The sequence below is a fragment of the Oleidesulfovibrio vietnamensis genome (assembly GCF_055388115.1).
In genome coordinates this window covers 816054-833863 of record NZ_AP042419.1, presented here as the reverse complement: position 1 = coordinate 833863, position 17810 = coordinate 816054, and the positions used below count along the sequence as shown (strand labels likewise).

14 protein-coding genes are annotated in these 17810 nt (G+C 59.7%); 8 read left to right on the top strand and 6 right to left on the bottom strand.

The window, feature by feature from the left end:
* Positions 1-240: 240 nt before the first annotated feature.
* From ACZ5D1_RS03485 to ACZ5D1_RS03475, 3 genes are all read left to right on the top strand, one after another.
* Positions 241-1587: an ABC transporter substrate-binding protein gene (locus tag ACZ5D1_RS03485; protein WP_011366795.1), complete on the top strand. Its 1347-nt coding sequence runs from the start codon at positions 241-243 to the stop codon at positions 1585-1587.
* Complete coding sequence (locus tag ACZ5D1_RS03480; protein ID WP_011366794.1) at positions 1584-3692, top strand: ATP-binding protein; 2109 nt, start codon at positions 1584-1586, stop codon at positions 3690-3692. Before ACZ5D1_RS03485 ends, ACZ5D1_RS03480 begins: the two co-directional genes overlap by 4 nt.
* Before the next feature lie 154 nt (positions 3693-3846).
* Entirely contained in the window at positions 3847-4569 is a 723-nt protein-coding gene (locus tag ACZ5D1_RS03475) for a response regulator (RefSeq protein ID WP_273192239.1), read from the top strand.
* A gap of 40 nt (positions 4570-4609) precedes the next feature.
* On the opposite strand, the gene moaA is transcribed toward ACZ5D1_RS03475, so the two are convergent.
* From moaA to ACZ5D1_RS03455, 4 genes are read right to left on the bottom strand one after another with little or no spacing between them, the layout of a single operon-like run.
* Positions 4610-5671 (bottom strand): GTP 3',8-cyclase MoaA, encoded by a 1062-nt coding sequence (gene moaA, locus ACZ5D1_RS03470; protein ID WP_155891348.1) that lies wholly within the window; start codon positions 5669-5671, stop codon positions 4610-4612.
* Positions 5668-6294: a molybdenum cofactor guanylyltransferase gene (locus tag ACZ5D1_RS03465; RefSeq protein ID WP_011366791.1), complete on the bottom strand. Its 627-nt coding sequence runs from the start codon at positions 6292-6294 to the stop codon at positions 5668-5670. Before ACZ5D1_RS03465 ends, moaA begins: the two co-directional genes overlap by 4 nt.
* A complete protein-coding gene (locus ACZ5D1_RS03460; RefSeq protein ID WP_455696618.1) occupies positions 6294-7013 on the bottom strand; it encodes a formate dehydrogenase accessory sulfurtransferase FdhD in 720 nt (239 codons plus the stop codon). The genes ACZ5D1_RS03465 and ACZ5D1_RS03460 overlap by 1 nt, the downstream gene beginning before the upstream one ends.
* A 2-nt stretch (positions 7014-7015) precedes the next feature.
* The gene (locus ACZ5D1_RS03455; RefSeq protein WP_011366789.1) at positions 7016-7897 is read right to left on the bottom strand and encodes a formate dehydrogenase accessory protein FdhE; all 882 of its coding nucleotides are present in this window, start codon (positions 7895-7897) and stop codon (positions 7016-7018) included.
* Between the two features lie 379 nt (positions 7898-8276).
* On the opposite strand from ACZ5D1_RS03455, the gene msrB reads away from it, so the two are divergent.
* Both msrB and ACZ5D1_RS03445 read left to right on the top strand, forming a co-directional pair.
* Positions 8277-8852 (top strand): peptide-methionine (R)-S-oxide reductase MsrB, encoded by a 576-nt coding sequence (gene msrB, locus ACZ5D1_RS03450; protein WP_464555927.1) that lies wholly within the window; start codon positions 8277-8279, stop codon positions 8850-8852.
* Between the two features lie 171 nt (positions 8853-9023).
* Positions 9024-11441 carry a methyl-accepting chemotaxis protein gene (locus ACZ5D1_RS03445; protein ID WP_464555926.1) on the top strand — a complete coding sequence of 806 codons (2418 nt, stop codon included), beginning with the start codon at positions 9024-9026 and terminating at the stop codon, positions 11439-11441.
* 78 nt (positions 11442-11519) lie between these two features.
* Here ACZ5D1_RS03445 and ACZ5D1_RS03440 read toward each other — a convergent pair whose 3' ends face one another.
* Together ACZ5D1_RS03440 and ACZ5D1_RS03435 are read right to left on the bottom strand one after the other, a co-directional pair.
* A complete protein-coding gene (locus ACZ5D1_RS03440; protein WP_464555925.1) occupies positions 11520-12887 on the bottom strand; it encodes an amidohydrolase in 1368 nt (455 codons plus the stop codon).
* A gap of 13 nt (positions 12888-12900) precedes the next feature.
* Positions 12901-14208: a nucleobase:cation symporter-2 family protein gene (locus ACZ5D1_RS03435; RefSeq protein WP_011366785.1), complete on the bottom strand. Its 1308-nt coding sequence runs from the start codon at positions 14206-14208 to the stop codon at positions 12901-12903.
* A gap of 326 nt (positions 14209-14534) precedes the next feature.
* Here ACZ5D1_RS03435 and ACZ5D1_RS03430 point away from each other — a divergent pair, with 326 nt between their 5' ends.
* The 3 genes from ACZ5D1_RS03430 to ACZ5D1_RS03420 are packed head-to-tail and all read left to right on the top strand — an operon-like array spanning position 14535 to position 17809.
* Entirely contained in the window at positions 14535-15614 is a 1080-nt protein-coding gene (locus ACZ5D1_RS03430; protein WP_051363889.1) for an HlyD family secretion protein, read from the top strand.
* A 3-nt stretch (positions 15615-15617) separates the two neighbouring features.
* Positions 15618-16682, top strand: a complete 1065-nt coding sequence (locus ACZ5D1_RS03425; RefSeq protein WP_464555922.1) for an ABC transporter ATP-binding protein — start codon at positions 15618-15620, stop codon at positions 16680-16682.
* Positions 16679-17809 (top strand): ABC transporter permease, encoded by a 1131-nt coding sequence (locus ACZ5D1_RS03420; protein ID WP_011366782.1) that lies wholly within the window; start codon positions 16679-16681, stop codon positions 17807-17809. Before ACZ5D1_RS03425 ends, ACZ5D1_RS03420 begins: the two co-directional genes overlap by 4 nt.
* The last annotated feature ends 1 nt before the right edge of the window (position 17810 follow it).

The window sequence follows — 17810 nt, the reverse complement described above, 5'->3', positions numbered from 1 at the left end:
CACATATACCACAGAGTACCTGCCCGCGCGGCCTCTGGCAATGCATCAGGTGTCTGCATTGTACCAAACAACCGACACCGCAGCCGCAGCAAGCGGCCCCTTGCCCTGAAGCCGCAAGGCGGGGTAAGTCTGTCCGCATACGCAGTGCCCGCCCCTGACCGCCGGTGTGGCACATATGCCGCAGACGCTGCCGTCAGCAGATGCCGCGCCCGCCAACGCCATACTTTCCGCGGAGGTCCCGTGACGTTTTTTCCGGCCCTGTCCTCTGTATCCCGCCCGCACAACACCCGCGTCCGCGGCGCATTATCCTTTGTACTGACTGTGCTGCTGGTGCTGCTGCCTGCGGCAGGCTGCGACCGCACGCGGGATACCGCGCAAGAAAGCCGCTCCCGCACAGGCATCTCTGACACGGAAATACGGTTCGGCTCATCGCTGCCCCTTACCGGCCATGCCAGCTATCTGGGCATACAGACCATGCGCGGCGCACTCAGCTATATTAAATACATAAATGAAAACGGTGGCATACACGGGCGACGCATTGTTCTTGATGTACGGGACGACGGGTACGACCCGCCCCGCTGTCTTGCCAACACCCAGAACCTGCTCATAGAAGGCGATGTGTTCGGCCTGTTCTGCTATGTGGGCACCCCCACCACCGTGCGTGTGCTGCCGCTTATCGAAGAGGCCCGCATCCCGCTGCTGGGCATGTTCACAGGAGCCAACAGACTGCGCCATCCGTTCAGCCGCTATGTCATCAATGTGCGCGCCTCGTATTATCAGGAAACGGAAGCCGCGGTGCGGCATCTGGTACAGGATCTCGGCTTTACGCGCATAGCCGTGTTCTACCAGTACGACGATTACGGTTTTGACGGACTTACGGGTACGGAACTGGCCCTGCGTGAGCTGGGGCTTGCGCCGGTGGCACGCGGATCATACCAGCGGGGCACACTGGATGTGAAAGAAGGACTGAACCGCATACTGGCTGCTGATCCTCAGGCAGTTGTCATGGTGGGAACCTACGAGCCGTGCGCCCGTTTCATCCGCATGGCCGCAGATGCCGGCATGCGCGCCGTGTTCCACACGCTTTCATTTGCCGGTGCCGAAGAACTGGCCCGCCTGCTGCACGGCGACCACCGCAATCCCGTGACCATGTCACAGGTCGTCCCTCCCCCGTCCGCCCCGCAGACACCGGAACTCATGGCCGACGCACGGCAATACACCGAACTCATGCGCCGCTATTATCCGCAGGACACGCCCTCCATCATCGGGCTGGAAGGATATGTCAACGCGCGCGTGCTGGTTGAAGCGCTGCGCCTTGCCGGACGCGGACTGACGCGCGAATCGTTCATCGACGCCGTGGAATCGCTGCATGCGTTTCCGCTGGGCGGACGCAGCCGCGTAACATTCAGCAATACGGACCATCAGGGCATGGATCAGGTTTACTTCACCCTGCTGCGCAACGGTGAGTTTGTGCTCATCAAGGACTTTGCTCCGGTAAGGGACCTGCTGCCCCCTGCCGGCGGGCGGCCGGCCGCATCGGCACCGGACACGGCCCGGCAGCACAATGCCCGCGGAGCACAGTCATGAACCGCCTGCTGGAAAAATTTTCGGCGCTGAGCCTGCAGAACAAATTCTTTTTTTCCATTCTCGCGGTCATCATGATCATCAGCGGCACCATTGCGCTGCTGGCACGCTGGATTCTGGTATCCAGCCTGACCACCGAACTGGAACTGCGGGGTACGGCCGTGGCCCACAGCGTTGCAGCCCGCGGTGCAAGCCATATTCTGGACAACGACCGGCCGCAGCTGCTGAACCTGATATTTGACGAAGCCCAGCTGCGCGAACGCCAGCAGCTGGTGGCCTATATCTTTGTGCAGGACAAAGACAACACCGTGCTGGGGCACACGCTGGTACGTCCGCTGCCCCCCCAGCTTGCCGGAGCAAATCCCCTGCCTGCAGGAGTCAGCCGCAGTGTGAAAGTGGTATCGGTGCACGGCGAACCGGCCTACGACATCGCCGTACCCATCTACGAGGGGCTGTACCGTATCGGTACCGTCCACGTGGGGCTCAGCAAAGATCACATCGACCGCCTTGTGGGCAAACTGCGCATCACTTTTCTCGGATTCATCTCCGCAGTCATCGTGATCATTTTTCTTATCAGTCACAGGCTGTCACGGTACATCACCGCGCCCGTGGTGCAGCTTACCCGCATTTCCGATGATCTTTCGCGGGGTAATTTTCAGTCTGCGGGCACGCTGGACGGCGCCGGCTCCGGCTGGACCATAACCGACTGCCCTGCCTATGACGATACGGACCTGCCGTGCTGGCATTTTGACGAGCAGATGAAAAGCCACATGTCGCCGGAATCACTGCACCGCTGCAAGACTTGCGTTTTTTACCGCAAACGCAAAGGAGATGAGGTGCTGCAGCTCACTGACTCATTCCGCAACATGGTCTGGTCCATCAAGCTGTACCGGCAGCGGCTGCAGGAATCGGAAGGCAAATACCGGTCACTGTTCGACAGCGGTCCGGACCCCATATTTGTGGTGGACTGCACCAGCCACACCATACTGGACGCCAACCCCAGAGCCGAAGAAGTATACGGCTACGGACGGGGGGAATTGACCGGTACATCGTTTCTGGAAGTCGGCCCCGACCCCAACAGGGAATGTCTGGCCGTGTTCGAGCAGGGCGGCGAAGCGGAATCGGCCACAGGGTGTCTGTATTTCAGCAAGGTTGTGCACTACCGCAAAGGCAAGGTTCCGTTTTATGTAAACATGCATGCCTGTCCCATAGGATACAGGGGCAGACCGGCCATCATAGTGGCCACCACCGACATCACCGACATGATGGAAAAGGATGCCCAGCTGGTACAGGCATCCAAAATGAAATCACTGGGTGAAATGAGTGCCGGCGTGGCGCATGAACTCAACCAGCCGCTGAACGCCATACGCATGGGCAGCGATTATCTTGCCATGGTTTTTTCATCGCTGCCGCAGAACAACGAAGGTCACATATGCATTTCCGCCGGTCATGCACGCGAAGTGCTGGAAGAAATAGGCGCTCAGGTGGACAGGGCCACGGAAATCATCAACACCCTGCGCTCGTTCAGCCGCAAGGCGGATTTTCTGGCTGCCCCCATCGACATCAATGCTCCGGTGCGTGCCGTTGTTTCGCTGGCCGAAAGGCAGTTTCAGCTGCAGAACATCACCATCCTGCTGGACCTGCAGGAAAACCTGCCGCCCGTACAGGCACATGACAACCGTCTGCAGCAGGTTTTTTTCAACCTCATATCCAACGCGCGCGACGCCATTCAGGAACGCCGGCGCTCGCAGGAAAAACCCACCGACGGACGCATTGTCATCACATCGCGTGCAGCGGAACAGCAGGTGGTTCTTTCATTCAGCGACAACGGCTGCGGCTTTCCCGAAGCCATGCGCGACAAGGTTTTCGAGCCGTTTTTCACCACCAAGGCCACAGGACAGGGCATGGGGCTGGGGCTGGCCATAAGCTACGGCATAGTACGCGATTACGGCGGGCAGATACGTGCGGAAAGCAAAACAGGAGAAGGCACAACTTTTCATCTGGGTTTTCCCGTGCACGACCCCCGCGGAGCAACCCATACATCCAGGGCGGCAACGGCCCGCGGCGGCACACAGACAGAACGTGACACACCGGAAAACGGTGCATAACAAAGCGTAAGCGCGCCCTGTTTGCCCGCAAGGCAAAAAAAAGCTACCTCATGACCCAAGCCGGAGGGACGCTCCGGCGGCAACAGCCTGTGGCAGACACACACTGGCGTACCGGAGGCAAAGACCGGCAGGTGCGCAATACGGAGAAAACCGCGTGCGTATACTGGTAATAGACGACGAAGCCCCCACCCTGAAAATGTTTTCGCTGCTGCTCGGAGCGTACGGGCACGAGGTGTTCACGGCAGATTCCGGTGAACGGGGACTGGCAGAGTTCCGCAGGCGGCAACCGCCGCTGGTGCTGACGGATATCCGCATGCCCGGCATGGACGGCATGGAAGTGCTGCGCCTCATCAAGGAACAGGCCCCCGCCACCGAAGTCATCGTCATCACGGGGCACGGCGACATGGAGCTTGCCCTGCGGGCACTGAATCTTGATGCCACGGACTTCATCAACAAACCCATCAGACGCGAATCACTGGATCAGGCTCTGGCAAGGGCGCAGGAGCGCCTGAGTCTGAGAGAGGAAAACGGACACCCGCTGACGCTGTCACAGGCGCGGGGTGCTGTGGTCATTACGCTGCGCGGCACACTGGGCACGGCATCAGAAGCCGCTCTGCGTAAAGCATTTCAGGAAGCGGCGCAGCCCGGCAGTTGCGTTGTGCTGGATTTCGCGGCCAGCACATCCATAAACGGCGCAGCCATCAGCGTACTGGCAGACGCCATCCGCTCCGCGTCGGGTTCCGGCGCGCCGGTCATCATCTCCGGCCTGTCCGAAAGCTTCCGCCATGTATTCGACGCCATGGGAGTGCTGGCACATGCCCGCACGTTTGACAGCCTGCCCGAAGCACTGGAACACGCGGCGGCTTCCGCCTGCTGATACAGGCACACCGCAGACGGCTGAATCCGGTGCTGCTGCATCAACCGCCGATGGCGGACATGCGCTTTTCCGCCACGGAACCGTCGGCATGCAGCTGTTCCAGCATCCTGTAGCCCAGCGGTTTGCGTTGCGCGGCCAGCCGCATGACCTTCATCACGGCGGACATTCCCAGACGGGGATGGCGGATAAGCGGCCGCAGACGGTATTCCTTGTCGGAAAAAAGACAGGTGCGCAGCCTGCCGTCAGGTGTTATGCGCAGTCTGTTGCACGATTTGCAGAAGTGGTCTGAAAGCGGCGTGATAAGGCCGAAACGCCCTTTGCCGCCTTCGATGCTGTACAAACGGGCAGGCCCGCTGCGTCTGCTGCGCCCTTCCACCGGCGTCAGATCCGCGTGTCTGCGGGCTGTCTCCAGAATGTCGGATGCAGGCCAGAAATTTTCCTGTGACCAGCGTGTGCAGCCGCCCATGGGCATAAACTCGATAAACCGCACGTCCACGGCATTACGCCGCGCAAAATTAAGAAAAACAGGCAGTTCATCGTCATTGAAGCCGCGCAGGGCCACTGCGTTAAGCTTCAGCCCTATGCCGTGTTCCAGCACTTCATCCAGCGCCCGGCGCACATGGCGCAGCATATCGCGCCCCGCCACACGGCGGAACCGTTCGCGCTCGAACGTATCCAGCGAAATATTCACATACCGCACACCCAGATCACGCAGAGCAGCCACTTTGCCCGCCAGCAGCGTGGCATTTGTGGTTATGCGCACATCCAGCGAAGGATGCCGCCTGACCAGCGATTCCACGAGAAACAGAAAATCCTTGCGGACAAACGGTTCGCCGCCTGTCAGGCGCACCTTTTCCACGCCCATGCCCACGGCCGCGTCCACCAGCTGAAGCATTTCTTCATATTTAAGTATGCTGTCGTGGGGAATGAAGGAAAGACCGTCACAGGTCCAGCAATACATGCAGCGCAGATTACACCTGTCTGTGACAGAAAGACGCAGATAGCTCACCTGCCTGCCGTATTCGTCGGAAAACCGTTCCGCCGCTGCCGGACCGGCAGCCTGCGGCACATTGCCGGAAAAAGCGTGATGCAAGGTGCTCATGTTGTCAGTGCCCGTATGACGCGGCGGGCCATTTCCAGATCCGCCGGATAATTCACATTGAAAAAGGGCAGGGATTCCTCCCGCGAGTATGCGACGCGATGCTGCAACTCTTGTGGCACCACCCGGCTCACTTTGTAAACCCCGCGCTCCGCAGCGCGGCGGAACCATTCCAGTGCGCCGAATTCGTATACCGCCACCAAAGCCTCGATATAGCCTGTCTCCTGCTGTACAAACGTGGTCATAAGCGTCCCTGCGGGCCGCTGTGCCCGTGCGGCAAGCAGCTTTTCCAGCACGGGCCTTTCCATAAAAGGCAGATCGCACGACAGCACCAGCACGGCATCCTGTGCGGCGCGCAGCGCGGTCATTATGCCTCCCAGCGGTCCCATGCCTTCCTCTTCGTCACGCAACCGCAGGTAGCCGCCCGTCAGCGGCAGCCCGTCGCGCACGCTTATCCATACCTCGCCGGTCACCTGCTCCAGCAGTGCCGCACTGCGCGTCAGCAGGTCCGGCTCGCTGTCGCCGAACAACCGCACGCCCCGCTTATCACTGCCCATGCGCGCACTCAGCCCGCCGGCAAGCACTACTCCCACGGGCGCCGATACGGCAGCGTGCGGCGCGCTCATCAGTCAAGCACCCGTGCTGCGGCATCGGTAAACACGGTGAAACGCCGCTCCCTGTCGCGGGCAAAACCGACCAGCGTGACACCGGCCGAAGCCGCCATGTCCACCGAGGCCGTGGTAACGGCTGACCGGCTGACGATGAACCGGAATCCTGCACGCATGGCCTTGGCGCACAGGCTTGCCGTAACCCGCGCGGAGACCAGCATGACCAGACCGGAAGGACAGACGTTTTTCCGGGCAGCCCAGCCGGCCAGCCTGTCGATACAATTGTGCCTGCCGATATCTTCCGCACGGTGCAACACGGTGCGGCTGGCGGCATCCAGCACTCCGGCACGGTGAAAACAGCCCGTGCCGTCCCACAGCCCGGCGGCGCCCATAAAGTCACCCATGCACGTCATCAGCGACTGCGCGTCAAGGGTTCCCGCATCGGCATCTGCCGGACACCGCTGTTCACCCGATGCAGAGACAAGGAACGAAAACTCTTCCACCTGCTGCACCTTCACGGCCGCCCCGCACAGCCCCATATCCAGCAGGGCATGGCCTGCCGCCAGATCGTGCAGGTTTTCGGGCCATGCCCACAGCATGTGCCGTTCTCCGCCGTCCACACGCACGCTCACCGGCACTTCACGGCTCAGAACATCGTCCACCATGTGCCAGCTGCCGTCGCTGTAGCGGCGCACCCCCACATTGCGGGGCACAGCCCCGCCCTCTGTTCCCGACATGATCAGAACCCCCATGCAGACTGGGTCGGCCGGACAAAGCCCTGTTCACGGGCAAGAATATCCAGTGCCAGCGATTCCAGATCATCCAGCACAGGAACGGACTGCCGGTCCATATCGCGGAAATCCGATGTTTTCAGGTAGCAGTGGCAGCTGCGGCACACATGCACCTCAAACCCCGGTTCACCCTCTGCCTTGAAGTATTCGAGCTTTTTGTGGTCGTCTTCGCCGCAGAAAGGACACTGCAGTCTTTTGGCTCTGTATTCGTGGCGGCACAGCGAGCAGGTAAGATAGCGGAAGCCCTCTTTCTGCTTAAGCGAGGCCACAAGCGGCATGGAACCGCAATGCGGACAGTGCCCGTGCGCCCACACGGACGCAGTGTCGCGCTGCTGCGCCAGCAGGTCGGAAACGGCCATAAGCGAAGGTACCATGCTGCCCTGCACGAGAAACCGTACAAAGCTGGGAGCTTCCGGCATGCGGGCGCTCCAGTCGGCAAAAAACAGCTGGTCGTCCTGCAGCAGGGCACTGCAGGCTTCTTCCAGCGAAAACTCACGGGCCTCAAGCGCCTTGTGCAGCGCCTGCGCCCCTGCCGCCATGGATCCGCCCGATGCGGCCATCAGCGCCAGCAATTTGCCGAACGTTTCGGCGGTGACCGCCTTGTCATAGGGAAAATGTTCACGCGGCAGCAGGGGGGCACCCTGTGCGTGGGTATCGGCCGCAGTAAGTCCGGCGGGCAGCGTCACCTGCACTTTGGCCCGTGCTTCAAGCTGCAGTTGCGCGGTTCTGGCTACAATATCCAGTAACGCGGCGGGAATGAATTCTTTTTTCCGCAATGCTTCCAGTTTGCGATCCAACCCGCGGCGTTCCTTTTCCAGATCAAAATTCATGAGCAGTCCTTGTATCTCTGGTAGTCTGTGGCCGCACAGGCGGCCGTGAACAACATGTGGCACGTAGCGGCACCGTAAACAACACCACGCTTCCTGCGTTCGGTCTTGCACAGCGCTGCGATCCTGACAAAACGCCCGCGGCACAGGGCCGCGGCTTTCCGGCTTCCGGCCATATCCTATCTTGGCGCAAAATATGGGTTTATTCTATTGTAAAAAACACAAAAGCGGCAGCCGGCAGCCGCATACGGCAATTGACTTCCCCCTGCTTGTTCCTAGCTGTATAACATACTGCAAAAGTACTGTTGCACAGTCAGCATATGCGTCCGGCGGCACAGAATCAGCAGCCTCCATTGCACAATACAACAGCAGGAGAAACAAAATGAAACCAAACTATATACTTTTACTTGGTTTTGCCGCTGTGTTCAGTTATTTGTCATTCGTTACCGGTTCCGCGGCGCAGTCAGGTGCACATACACCGCAGCACACACCGGCCGTCAGCGGAAAAACATGGCACGGCAGCACCCTGCCGGACAAAGAAGAACTGAAGGCAAAGCTGAGTCCTCTGCAGTTTGCAGTAACGCAGCATGACGAAACAGAACCGCCGTTTAAAAACGAATACTGGGATAACAAACAACCCGGAATTTACGTGGATATAGTTTCCGGAGAACCTTTGTTCAGTTCGACCCACAAGTACGATTCCGGTACAGGGTGGCCCAGCTTTTACCAGCCGCTTGCAGCCGGACACATTGTGGAAAAAGAAGACCGCGGCCTGTTCTTCACCCGTACGGAAGTACGCGGCAGACTGGCCGATTCGCATCTGGGGCATGTTTTCAGCGACGGACCGCCTCCCACGGGCCTGCGCTACTGCATCAACTCTGCAGCGCTCAGGTTCATACCGGCAGACGCACTTGACAAGGAGGGCTATGGAGAATTCCTGTACCTTTTCGACCAATGAGACCGTTAGAAATTCACTTTTGATTTCGGGGCAGAAAATAATCAAAAGTGCAGTCAGGTTTCATTAGTCTTTACATGGCAGAAAAGTGCAAAGATCCCATGTGGCGCCGGCGGGCCGCCCAGATACCTTCATATTGCCTTTTACAGGCTCAACCATCTGCAAGGATTTCATATGAAGCTCGGCTGGAAGTTGTCCCTCCCCCAGATAGTTATCGTGCTGGCCCTCGGTGTCGCCAGTTACACCGTCATCAGTTCTTCGTTTGAGCGCATGCAGGAAAAATTCGTCTCCTCCATGGTGACGGATGTCTTTCACGCCGTTGATTCAGGCATCGACACGGCCGGAACATCGGCGCTGGCTCTGGCAGCGGCCTTCAGCCGCCAGCCGGAAGTCATAGCAGCCTTTCAGCTGGCCCACAGCGGCAACATAAACGACGAAAATTCGCCGCAGGGGCAGGCTGCCCGCGACATGCTGCGCAAATCCATGGCACCCGCACTGGCAGGGTACGAAAACAGCACAGGCCGCAAAATGCAGCTGCACTACCACCTGCCCAACGGCCGCAGTCTGGTACGCCTGTGGCGTAAAAAACAAGTGCAGCGCAACGGAGTCTGGACTGATGTTTCCGACGATATCAGCAGCTTCCGCAACACCGTGCTGGATGTGAACCGCACCGGCAACCCCGTACAGGGCATTGAGCTGGGACGCGGCGGCTTTGTGGTGCGCGGGGTGGCTCCGGTCAAAGGGCCCGACGGCAAAGCGCTGGGATCCGTTGAAACACTGGTGCCCTTCGACCCCATTCTTGAAGCAAGTTCCGGCCATGGCACCAGCCTTTCTCTGTTCATGAACAAAGACCAGCTTTCCGTGGCCCGTTCTCTCAACGATCCGCAGAAGTATCCGCTGACCGGAGACAGCTTTGTGCTGGTAAGCGGGCACGACAACGCCGCACTGCTGGAAGATGTTGACACGCAGCTGCTCGAAGAGGGCAAAACAGGACTTGCCGTCAGACGCCACGGCACACAGGCTCTGGCCACGCACCCTGTGCGCGACTACCGCGGCGAACAGGTTGGCGTGCTGGTATGCGCTCTCGATCTTTCCGAATTCGTCGCCATAAAGGCATACTCCTCCAACATGCTGGCCGCCGCACTGGCTGTCATTCTGGTTCTTCCCGCAGTGGCTTCGTTCATACTGCTGCGCCGGTTCATCATCCGCCCTGTCAGCCTTATGGTTGATAAAATAAAAGACATTGCAGAAGACAGGGCCAATTTTGACGACCGGCTGCACGACAGCCAGAAAGACGAAATAGGCGACCTTGCCCGCTGGTTCAACACCCTGATGAACAAGCTGGGACTGATGATGACCGACATGCAGCGCTATGTGGACGTGCTCAATACGGTACCTGATCCCATTTTCGCCGTGGATGAAGAATACAACATCATCATGGCCAACAAAGCCACGCAGGACTTTCTGGGACTGGACACGAACAAGCTGAAAGACTGCAACTGCCATGACCAGTTCAGCACCGAAGTCTGCCAGACGGAACGGTGTCCCATTGAGATGGCCAAGAAAGTCAACGGGCCGGTAAAGGCCGACATCATGTCCATAGACCGCGACGGTCAGACGCTGTACGTCAAGCCTTCTGCCGATGTGCTGCGTGACGCGCAGGGACGCAAGATGGGCTATGTGGAAGTGGCCTCCAACGTGACCGACCTTGTGCATTCGCAAAACGCCATCGAAGAACAGCTCGCACGCATCAGCAAAGTGAATGAGGCCACGCGCGAAGCGGCTTCACAGGTTACGGACACCACGCACCAGCTTTCCGGTGAATTCGAGCAGATCAATTCCGGCATACTGACCCAGCAGCAGCGCGTAACCGAAACCGCAACAGCCATGGAGCAGATGAACGCCACGGTGATGGAGGTGGCCAGAAACGCTTCCGCCGCCGCGCAGCAGACAGCCGATACCCGCGATCAGGCACTGGAAGGAGCCAGAATAGTGGGTGAATCTGTCAATGCCATACTGCGCGTGCAGCAACAGACGGCGGCACTTAAGGAAGTAATGCAGAACCTCGGCTCGCGGGCGGAAGGCATAGGACAGGTAATGACTGTCATACGCGACATAGCGGACCAGACAAACCTGCTGGCACTCAATGCAGCCATTGAAGCAGCCCGCGCGGGTGACGCCGGACGCGGGTTTGCCGTGGTGGCGGACGAGGTGCGCAAACTGGCCGAAAAAACCATGAGCGCTACCCACGAAGTGGGCGACGCCATCAGCGCCATTCAGGACGGTGCACAGGAATCCATCAGAAATGTGGACACCACCACGGAAATGGTGGGCAATGCCTCGCAGCTTGCGGAACAGTCAGGTGCCGCTCTGAACAAAATAGTGGAGCTGGTCAACCTTTCCTCATCGCAGGTGGACGCCATTGCCACTGCCGCCGAGGAACAGTCGGCGGCAAGCGAACAGATACGCAGCGCCATGGATGAAGTGAATCATATTGCCAACGAAGTGGCCGAACGCATGGGCGAATCCTCAAACTCCGTCCACAGCCTTTCGGAACTGGCTTCTCAGCTGGACATGCTGTCCAAAAGCTGACTCCGGCAACACGCTGCGCAAACTGAATAAAAAAAACCGGCCGGTGCATGCACCGGCCGGTTTATTCCGTGCAAAAAACTACCGCACTCTGACCACGGGAAAACGGGGCGGCAGCTCAATGCCGGCCCGTCTGCGCACGGCATCGGCTCTGGACTGTATTTCGTCCAGCAGCCCTTCCATATCCACGGTCAGCACCTTTCTGTCACGCATCAGCCAGCGGCCGTCACACATGGACGATTCCACATTGGCGGAATACATGGCGCCCACCAGCGCCGACACAGGGTCGTGCACCGGCAATGACCCGAAGTCGCGCGGATTCACCACCATCAGGTCGGCCTTCATGCCTTCGCTCAGCGAGCCTACGGAATCATCCATCAGCATACAGCGGGCCCCCATGACGGTGGCCATTTCAAGCACCTTGTCCGCCGTTACGGCACACGGGTCAAGGTGCCGTCCTTTATGAATCAGCGAAACAAGGTACATTTCACTCATCATGTCCATATGGTTGTTGCTGGGTGCCCCGTCCGTGCCTATGGAAACGGCCACGCCCTTGCGCAGCATTTCCGGCACCGGAGCAAAGCCCAGATACCGCATGGCGGCAGCGGCGTTGTGCGATGTTTTCACATCATGCAGCGCCAGCAGGTCCACTTCTTTTGCGGTAAGCCATACATGATGCACGGCCAGCAGATCGGGTCCCAGCGCGCCCAGCGCACCCAGATGTTCCACTGTCGAGGCACCGCGGGTCTGCCGGGCAAAACGGACTTCTTCCTGAATTTCGGCCACATGCATATGCACACCGGTCTGCAGGGTGTCTGCCATATCCTTGGTGGCCACAATCAGTTCATCGGAGCAGTTGAAAATGGTACGCAGGCCGAACCATACTCCGATACGGCCGCCGGCCTTGCCGTGCCAGCGGTCATACAATCCCTTCTGCTCTGCCAGCACCTCCTGTATGGGGCGCACCCACCCTTCAGGCAGCCCTTCGCCGCAGTCCATGCTTGAAATGCACAGACGGGCGCGCAGCCCCAGATTTTCCACAGCGCGGCCGGTGGCGTCCATATGCTGCCCGCCCGCCTCTGCAAACGTGGTCACGCCCGAGCGGATAAGTTCGCAACCGCAGGCAAGGGTCGAAAGGTACTGGTCTTCCTCTGTAAGTGCACTTTCAAAGGGCCATGTACGGTCGTGCAGCCAGGTAAGCAGATCCACGTCATCCGCAAGACCTCGCTCAAGCTGCTGCGATGTGTGCACATGCGTGTTAACCAGACCGGGCAGCACCATGCGCCCTGTCAGGTCCACCACCTCGTCCGCCTGATCCGCCTCTGCGGGGTCAACTGCCCCCACAGCGGCTATACGGTCGTCTCTGACCAGCACATCGCCGTTTTCAAAAACACGGCGTTCCGAATCCATGGAAAGAATAGTCGCATTGCGGAGAAGAATGGTACCCATGACGTTTCCTTGATTATTCTGCGTCCTTAGGCAGGATGAGATTGAGAACGACAGCGGAAACCGCGCCCACGGCGATGCCGGATTCCACAAGATAACGGACCAGCGCGGGCAGACGGTCACGCAGTTCGGCAGGCATGAAAACAGCGGCCAGCGTAAGCAGAATGGGCAGCCCCATAACCAGCATGTTACGTTCGGAAAGCGTGACGGTACGCACCACGCGGAAACCGTTCATGGCAATGACCACGCAGATGACGGCAAAAACACCGCTGATGACCGGTCCGGGAATACTGGCAATGACGTTCATCAGCTTGGGCACCATGCCCAGCACCAGCAGAATTCCTCCGCCCGCCATGATGGCCCAGCGGCTGGCAACGCCGGTAATGGCAATGATGCCCGCATTGGTGGAATAGCCTGTCACAGGCGTGCCGCCCAGCATGGCACCCAGAAAACAGCCCACACCTTCGCCGAAGGTTCCGCCGTTTATCCGTTCATCATCCAGACGCGAACCTGTCACCGCCTCCACGGCAAACCACGTTCCCGTGGTTTCCACCAGCACCACAAGGTATATGAACACCAGCGTCAGCGCGGCGGAGACGTCGATATGCGGAGTACCGTAGGGAAAGATAACAGGCAGCGCCAGCCACGGGGCGGCGGCCACGCTGTCAAAATTCACCATGCCGAAGGCGGCGGCGGTAAGGGTTCCTGCTGCCATGCTGAAAACAACAGACCCCATGCGCACCACCTGATTAAATCTGCCGGGACGCGAACCGGCAACAGTGAGCACCACCAGCACCGCAGCGGACACCAGCGCCACGACGGCATTATGCGCAGGATCGCCGAAATATCCGTAGCACCCCTTGAGTGCCACAGGCATAAGCGCAATGCCCACAATGACAATGACAGTGCCCCCCACAAGCGGCGGAATGAAAAAACGCACAATCCTGCTGAACACACGCAGCGGTTTGCCGAGCAACGTCATGACAAGCGCCCCCGGCAGCAGAGAACCGAACATGGCGCCCAGCCCCAGAGAATTGCCTATGGCGGCCAGCGCCCCGATGGGTACATAGGAAGGTCCCTGCATGACAGGCAGGCGGATGCCGAACCCCGCCTGGATAAGTGTGGCCAGCCCCGCAGCCACAAAGGTCATCTGAATGAAAGTTGCGGTTTCCGGCACGGAAAGCGAAAGCAGCCCGGCCATGACAAAAGGAGCGATATACACATCCATGGCAAGCACATGCTGCAGGCCCAGTGCAAACGCTTTCAGGGGGGAAACAGGCTCATCCACACCTACCGTAAGGTGCAGTTCGGTATTGCGGCTCATCAGCGGCCCTCCGTACTGATGCAAAAAAAGTTGAGTGTGACGCAGGGGGCTTTCGCTACTCTTTCACGCAGCGCATGTAAAGAGCGCATGCGCTGCAGCGGCTGCTGCCGCATAATTCTGCCGCACCATAGCCCGCATGCGCAGCCCGCACTTTCTGCAGCAAAGCAATAACACCGGCGGCACCCCCCGAGCATGCCCTGACGGTGGAGACACTGCCATTATCTTCTGCCGCCTGCGCGCACCGGCTGTCGGCATACTTCCGTTGCCCTTGTTCCCCGATTGCTGCTATGTGTACAATATACATACAGCAACGTCAGGAGCCGACCATGCCTTTCAGACTCTCCCCCGCCACCATCATACCGGTCCTGGTCACCGTTACGGCGGTTTTTCTTTTCATGCCGCAACGGGAAGAACCGGCAGGGGTCTTTCAGGGGTATGTGGAAGGCGAATATGTATATGTGGGCGCCGGTGCCGGAGGCAGGTTGGAACGCCTGCCCGTACGCCGCGGCGACCATGTGCTTGCCGGTGACGTGCTGTTTGCGCTGGAAGAAGGACAGGAAGGACCGGCCGTGCGCGAGGCTGAACATAACGTGCGCAACGCTCTGGAAAAACTTGAAGACCTGAAAAAAGGCCAGCGCCCCAGCGAACTGAGGGCCATTGAGGCCCGTCTGCGTCAGGCCGATGCCGCCCGCGAACTGGCCGGTGATGTGCTTACCCGCCGCGATGCACTGTTCAAGGAAGGCACCATTTCGCGCGAAGAACTGGACCGTGCCCGCACGCAGCTGGATGAGACAGCCGCAAAGGTGCGCCAGATACGGGCCGAACTGGCCACAGCCCGCATGGGAGGACGTGAAGACGCCATACGCGCAGCGCAGGCGCAGGCGCAGGCGGCACAGGCCCGTCTGCAGCAGGTGCGCTGGCAGCTGGACGAAAAAATCCAGCGCGCACCGGCTGCCGCTGTGGTGCACGACACACTGTACCGCACCGGTGAATGGGTACCCGCGGGCACACCGGTGGTCACGCTGCTGCCGCCGCAAAATATCAAGGTGCGCTTTTTTGTCCCGCAGCCGCTGGCCGGCCGCATCCGCACGGGCGACAAGGCCGTGGTGCATGTGGACGGCGGCGGAGCACCGGTCACCATGTGCGTCAGCTACATTGCAGACAATGCCGAATACACGCCACCGGTCATCTATTCCAGCAGGCAGCGGGCCAAACTGGTATTCATGATGGAAGCTTCGGCCTGTGCCGCGCCCGCCGCCGCAACACCGGACCGCACGCCGCAGCATCTGCCCGCCGTGCAGGACCATCCTGCCGCACTGCATCCCGGTCAGCCTGTGGATGTTCTGATTCCCTCGCTGCGTACCGGACCCGCGCAGTCTCAGGGCTCCGCTTCCGGACAGGAATAGCCCATGCAGACACCACCATTACAGGACAGCACGGCATCCGCCCCGCAACAGACGGCACCCGCAGGCGCAACAACCGCCCCCCCGCTGGTCATTGACGTTCGGGGCATCACCAAATCCTTCGGCCGCCGCACGGTGGTCAATCAGCTTGACCTGCAGGTGCGGCGCGGTGAAATTTTCGGGTTTCTCGGCCCCAACGGCTCCGGCAAAACCACTTTTATCCGCATGCTGTGCGGGCTGCTGCGTCCCGACAGCGGCAGCGGCACTTGTCTCGGGTTTGATGTGCTGCGCGAAGCTCACCGCATCAAGCCGCTGGTGGGATATATGACGCAGCGGTTCAGCCTGTACGAAGACCTGACAGTTACCGAAAATCTGACCTTCGCCGCCCGTATGTATCAGGTTGCCGACCCTGTACGCGCAGTGGAGTCCAGTCTGGACCGCATGGGACTGCGCCGGTTTGCCGGACAGCTTGCGGGGCAGCTTTCCGGCGGATGGAAACAGCGTGTGGCACTGGCCGCCGGCACCCTGCACAGTCCCCGTCTGCTGCTGCTGGACGAACCCACTGCGGGGGTGGACCCCGGTGCCCGCAGAGACTTCTGGGATCAGGTGCACATGCTGGCGGAAGAAGGCATCACTTCGCTGATAAGCACCCACTACATGGATGAAGCCGAGCGCTGTAACAGACTGGCATACATCGCATACGGCAACCTGCTGGCGCAGGGCACGGGCGAAGAGCTTATAGCGGCATCAGGACTGAACACATGGCGGGTCACCGCACAGGAACCGCACCACGCCGCACGGGCGCTGCGGGGCAGGCCCGGCGTCGAACAGGTGGCGGCCTTCGGCAATGCCCTGCATGTAAGCGGCAAAAACGCCGGACTGCTGCGTGAAACAATGATGCTTCTGGAATCAGAAGGGGCCGCATGCCGTCCTGTGGAAACAGGGCTGGAAGAGGTGTTCATCAGCCTCATGCAGTCACACAGCCCCGACGTCCGGCACACCGGCACGGAAAAGCCGGACCGCGGAAAAAACGGCAGACATATACCGCCGTACGGAGGGTCCGGCGCATGAACGGTCTGTCATTGCGGCGTTTTTTTGCCATTGTCGCCAAAGAATTCATCCAGATGCGGCGCGACCGCATGACACTGGGCATGATGCTGGGCATTCCGCTGCTGCAGCTGGTGCTGTTCGGCTTTGCCATAAACTCCGACCCGCGCAATCTGCCCACGGCCGTACTGGCCGCAGACAATTCGCCGTTTGCCCGGTCGGTTGTCAGCGCCATGCAGACCAGCACCTACTTCCGCATCACCCGGCATGCCGCATCACGTCAGGAATTACGTCACCTGCTCGATTCCGGTCAGGTGCAGTTTGCCCTGACCATTCCCGAAGACTTTTCACGCCGTCTGCTGCGCGGCGAAAAACCCGTTCTGCTGCTGGAGGCGGATGCCACTGATCCCATGGCTTCTGGCGGCGGAACAGGGGCCTTTGCCGAAATTGTCCGCAGAGCGCTGCAACGCGACCTGCAGGGGCCGACCGGCATTCCCCGGCAGGAACTGCCTGTGACCATCCGCATTCATGCCGACTACAACCCGGAAGCCGTCACCCAGTACAACATCGTCCCCGGACTCATGGGGGTTATTCTTACCCTTACTCTGGTGGTCATCACCGCCGTGGCCATCACCCGCGAACGGGAACGGGGCACCATGGAATACCTGCTTTCAACGCCGGTCAGTCCGCCCGAAGTCATTATCGGAAAAATACTGCCGTACATTCTTGTGGGCTACGTGCAGATGACACTTATCATCGCAGCCGCCCGATATGTGTTTGCAGTGCCCATAGCAGGCGACATCTGGCTGGTGTTTGCGCTGGCCCTGCCGTTCATCGGCGCAAACCTGAGCATGGGTGTCACCTTCTCCACTTTTGCCCGCAACCAGCTTCAGGCGGTGCAGCTCTCCATCTTTTTCTTCCTGCCCTCACTGCTGCTGTCGGGCTTCATGTTTCCGTTCCGCGGCATGCCGGAATGGGCACAGGCCATCGGTTCAGTTCTGCCGCTCACCCATTTTTTGCGCATCGTGCGCGGCATACTGCTTAAAGGCAACGGATTCGAGGCTTCATGGCCTTCGCTGTGGCCCATACTCGTCTTCTGGCTGGCTGCCGTGGTGCTGGCACTCAAAAGATACAGCAAAACACTGGACTGAC

Bases quoted from the DNA above. Each gene is read 5' to 3' on its own strand.
- ACZ5D1_RS03480 (WP_011366794.1), top strand. From the start codon at position 1,584: ATGAACCGCCTGCTGGAAAAATTTTCGGCGCTGAGCCTGCAGAACAAA.
- moaA (WP_155891348.1), bottom strand. From the start codon at position 5,671: ATGAGCACCTTGCATCACGCTTTTTCCGGCAATGTGCCGCAGGCTGCC.
- ACZ5D1_RS03465 (WP_011366791.1), bottom strand. From the start codon at position 6,294: ATGAGCGCGCCGCACGCTGCCGTATCGGCGCCCGTGGGAGTAGTGCTT.
- ACZ5D1_RS03460 (WP_455696618.1), bottom strand. From the start codon at position 7,013: ATGTCGGGAACAGAGGGCGGGGCTGTGCCCCGCAATGTGGGGGTGCGC.
- ACZ5D1_RS03455 (WP_011366789.1), bottom strand. From the start codon at position 7,897: ATGAATTTTGATCTGGAAAAGGAACGCCGCGGGTTGGATCGCAAACTG.
- msrB (WP_464555927.1), top strand. From the start codon at position 8,277: ATGAAACCAAACTATATACTTTTACTTGGTTTTGCCGCTGTGTTCAGT.
- ACZ5D1_RS03445 (WP_464555926.1), top strand. From the start codon at position 9,024: ATGAAGCTCGGCTGGAAGTTGTCCCTCCCCCAGATAGTTATCGTGCTG.
- ACZ5D1_RS03440 (WP_464555925.1), bottom strand. From the start codon at position 12,887: ATGGGTACCATTCTTCTCCGCAATGCGACTATTCTTTCCATGGATTCG.
- ACZ5D1_RS03435 (WP_011366785.1), bottom strand. From the start codon at position 14,208: ATGAGCCGCAATACCGAACTGCACCTTACGGTAGGTGTGGATGAGCCT.
- ACZ5D1_RS03430 (WP_051363889.1), top strand. From the start codon at position 14,535: ATGCCTTTCAGACTCTCCCCCGCCACCATCATACCGGTCCTGGTCACC.
- ACZ5D1_RS03425 (WP_464555922.1), top strand. From the start codon at position 15,618: ATGCAGACACCACCATTACAGGACAGCACGGCATCCGCCCCGCAACAG.
- ACZ5D1_RS03420 (WP_011366782.1), top strand. From the start codon at position 16,679: ATGAACGGTCTGTCATTGCGGCGTTTTTTTGCCATTGTCGCCAAAGAA.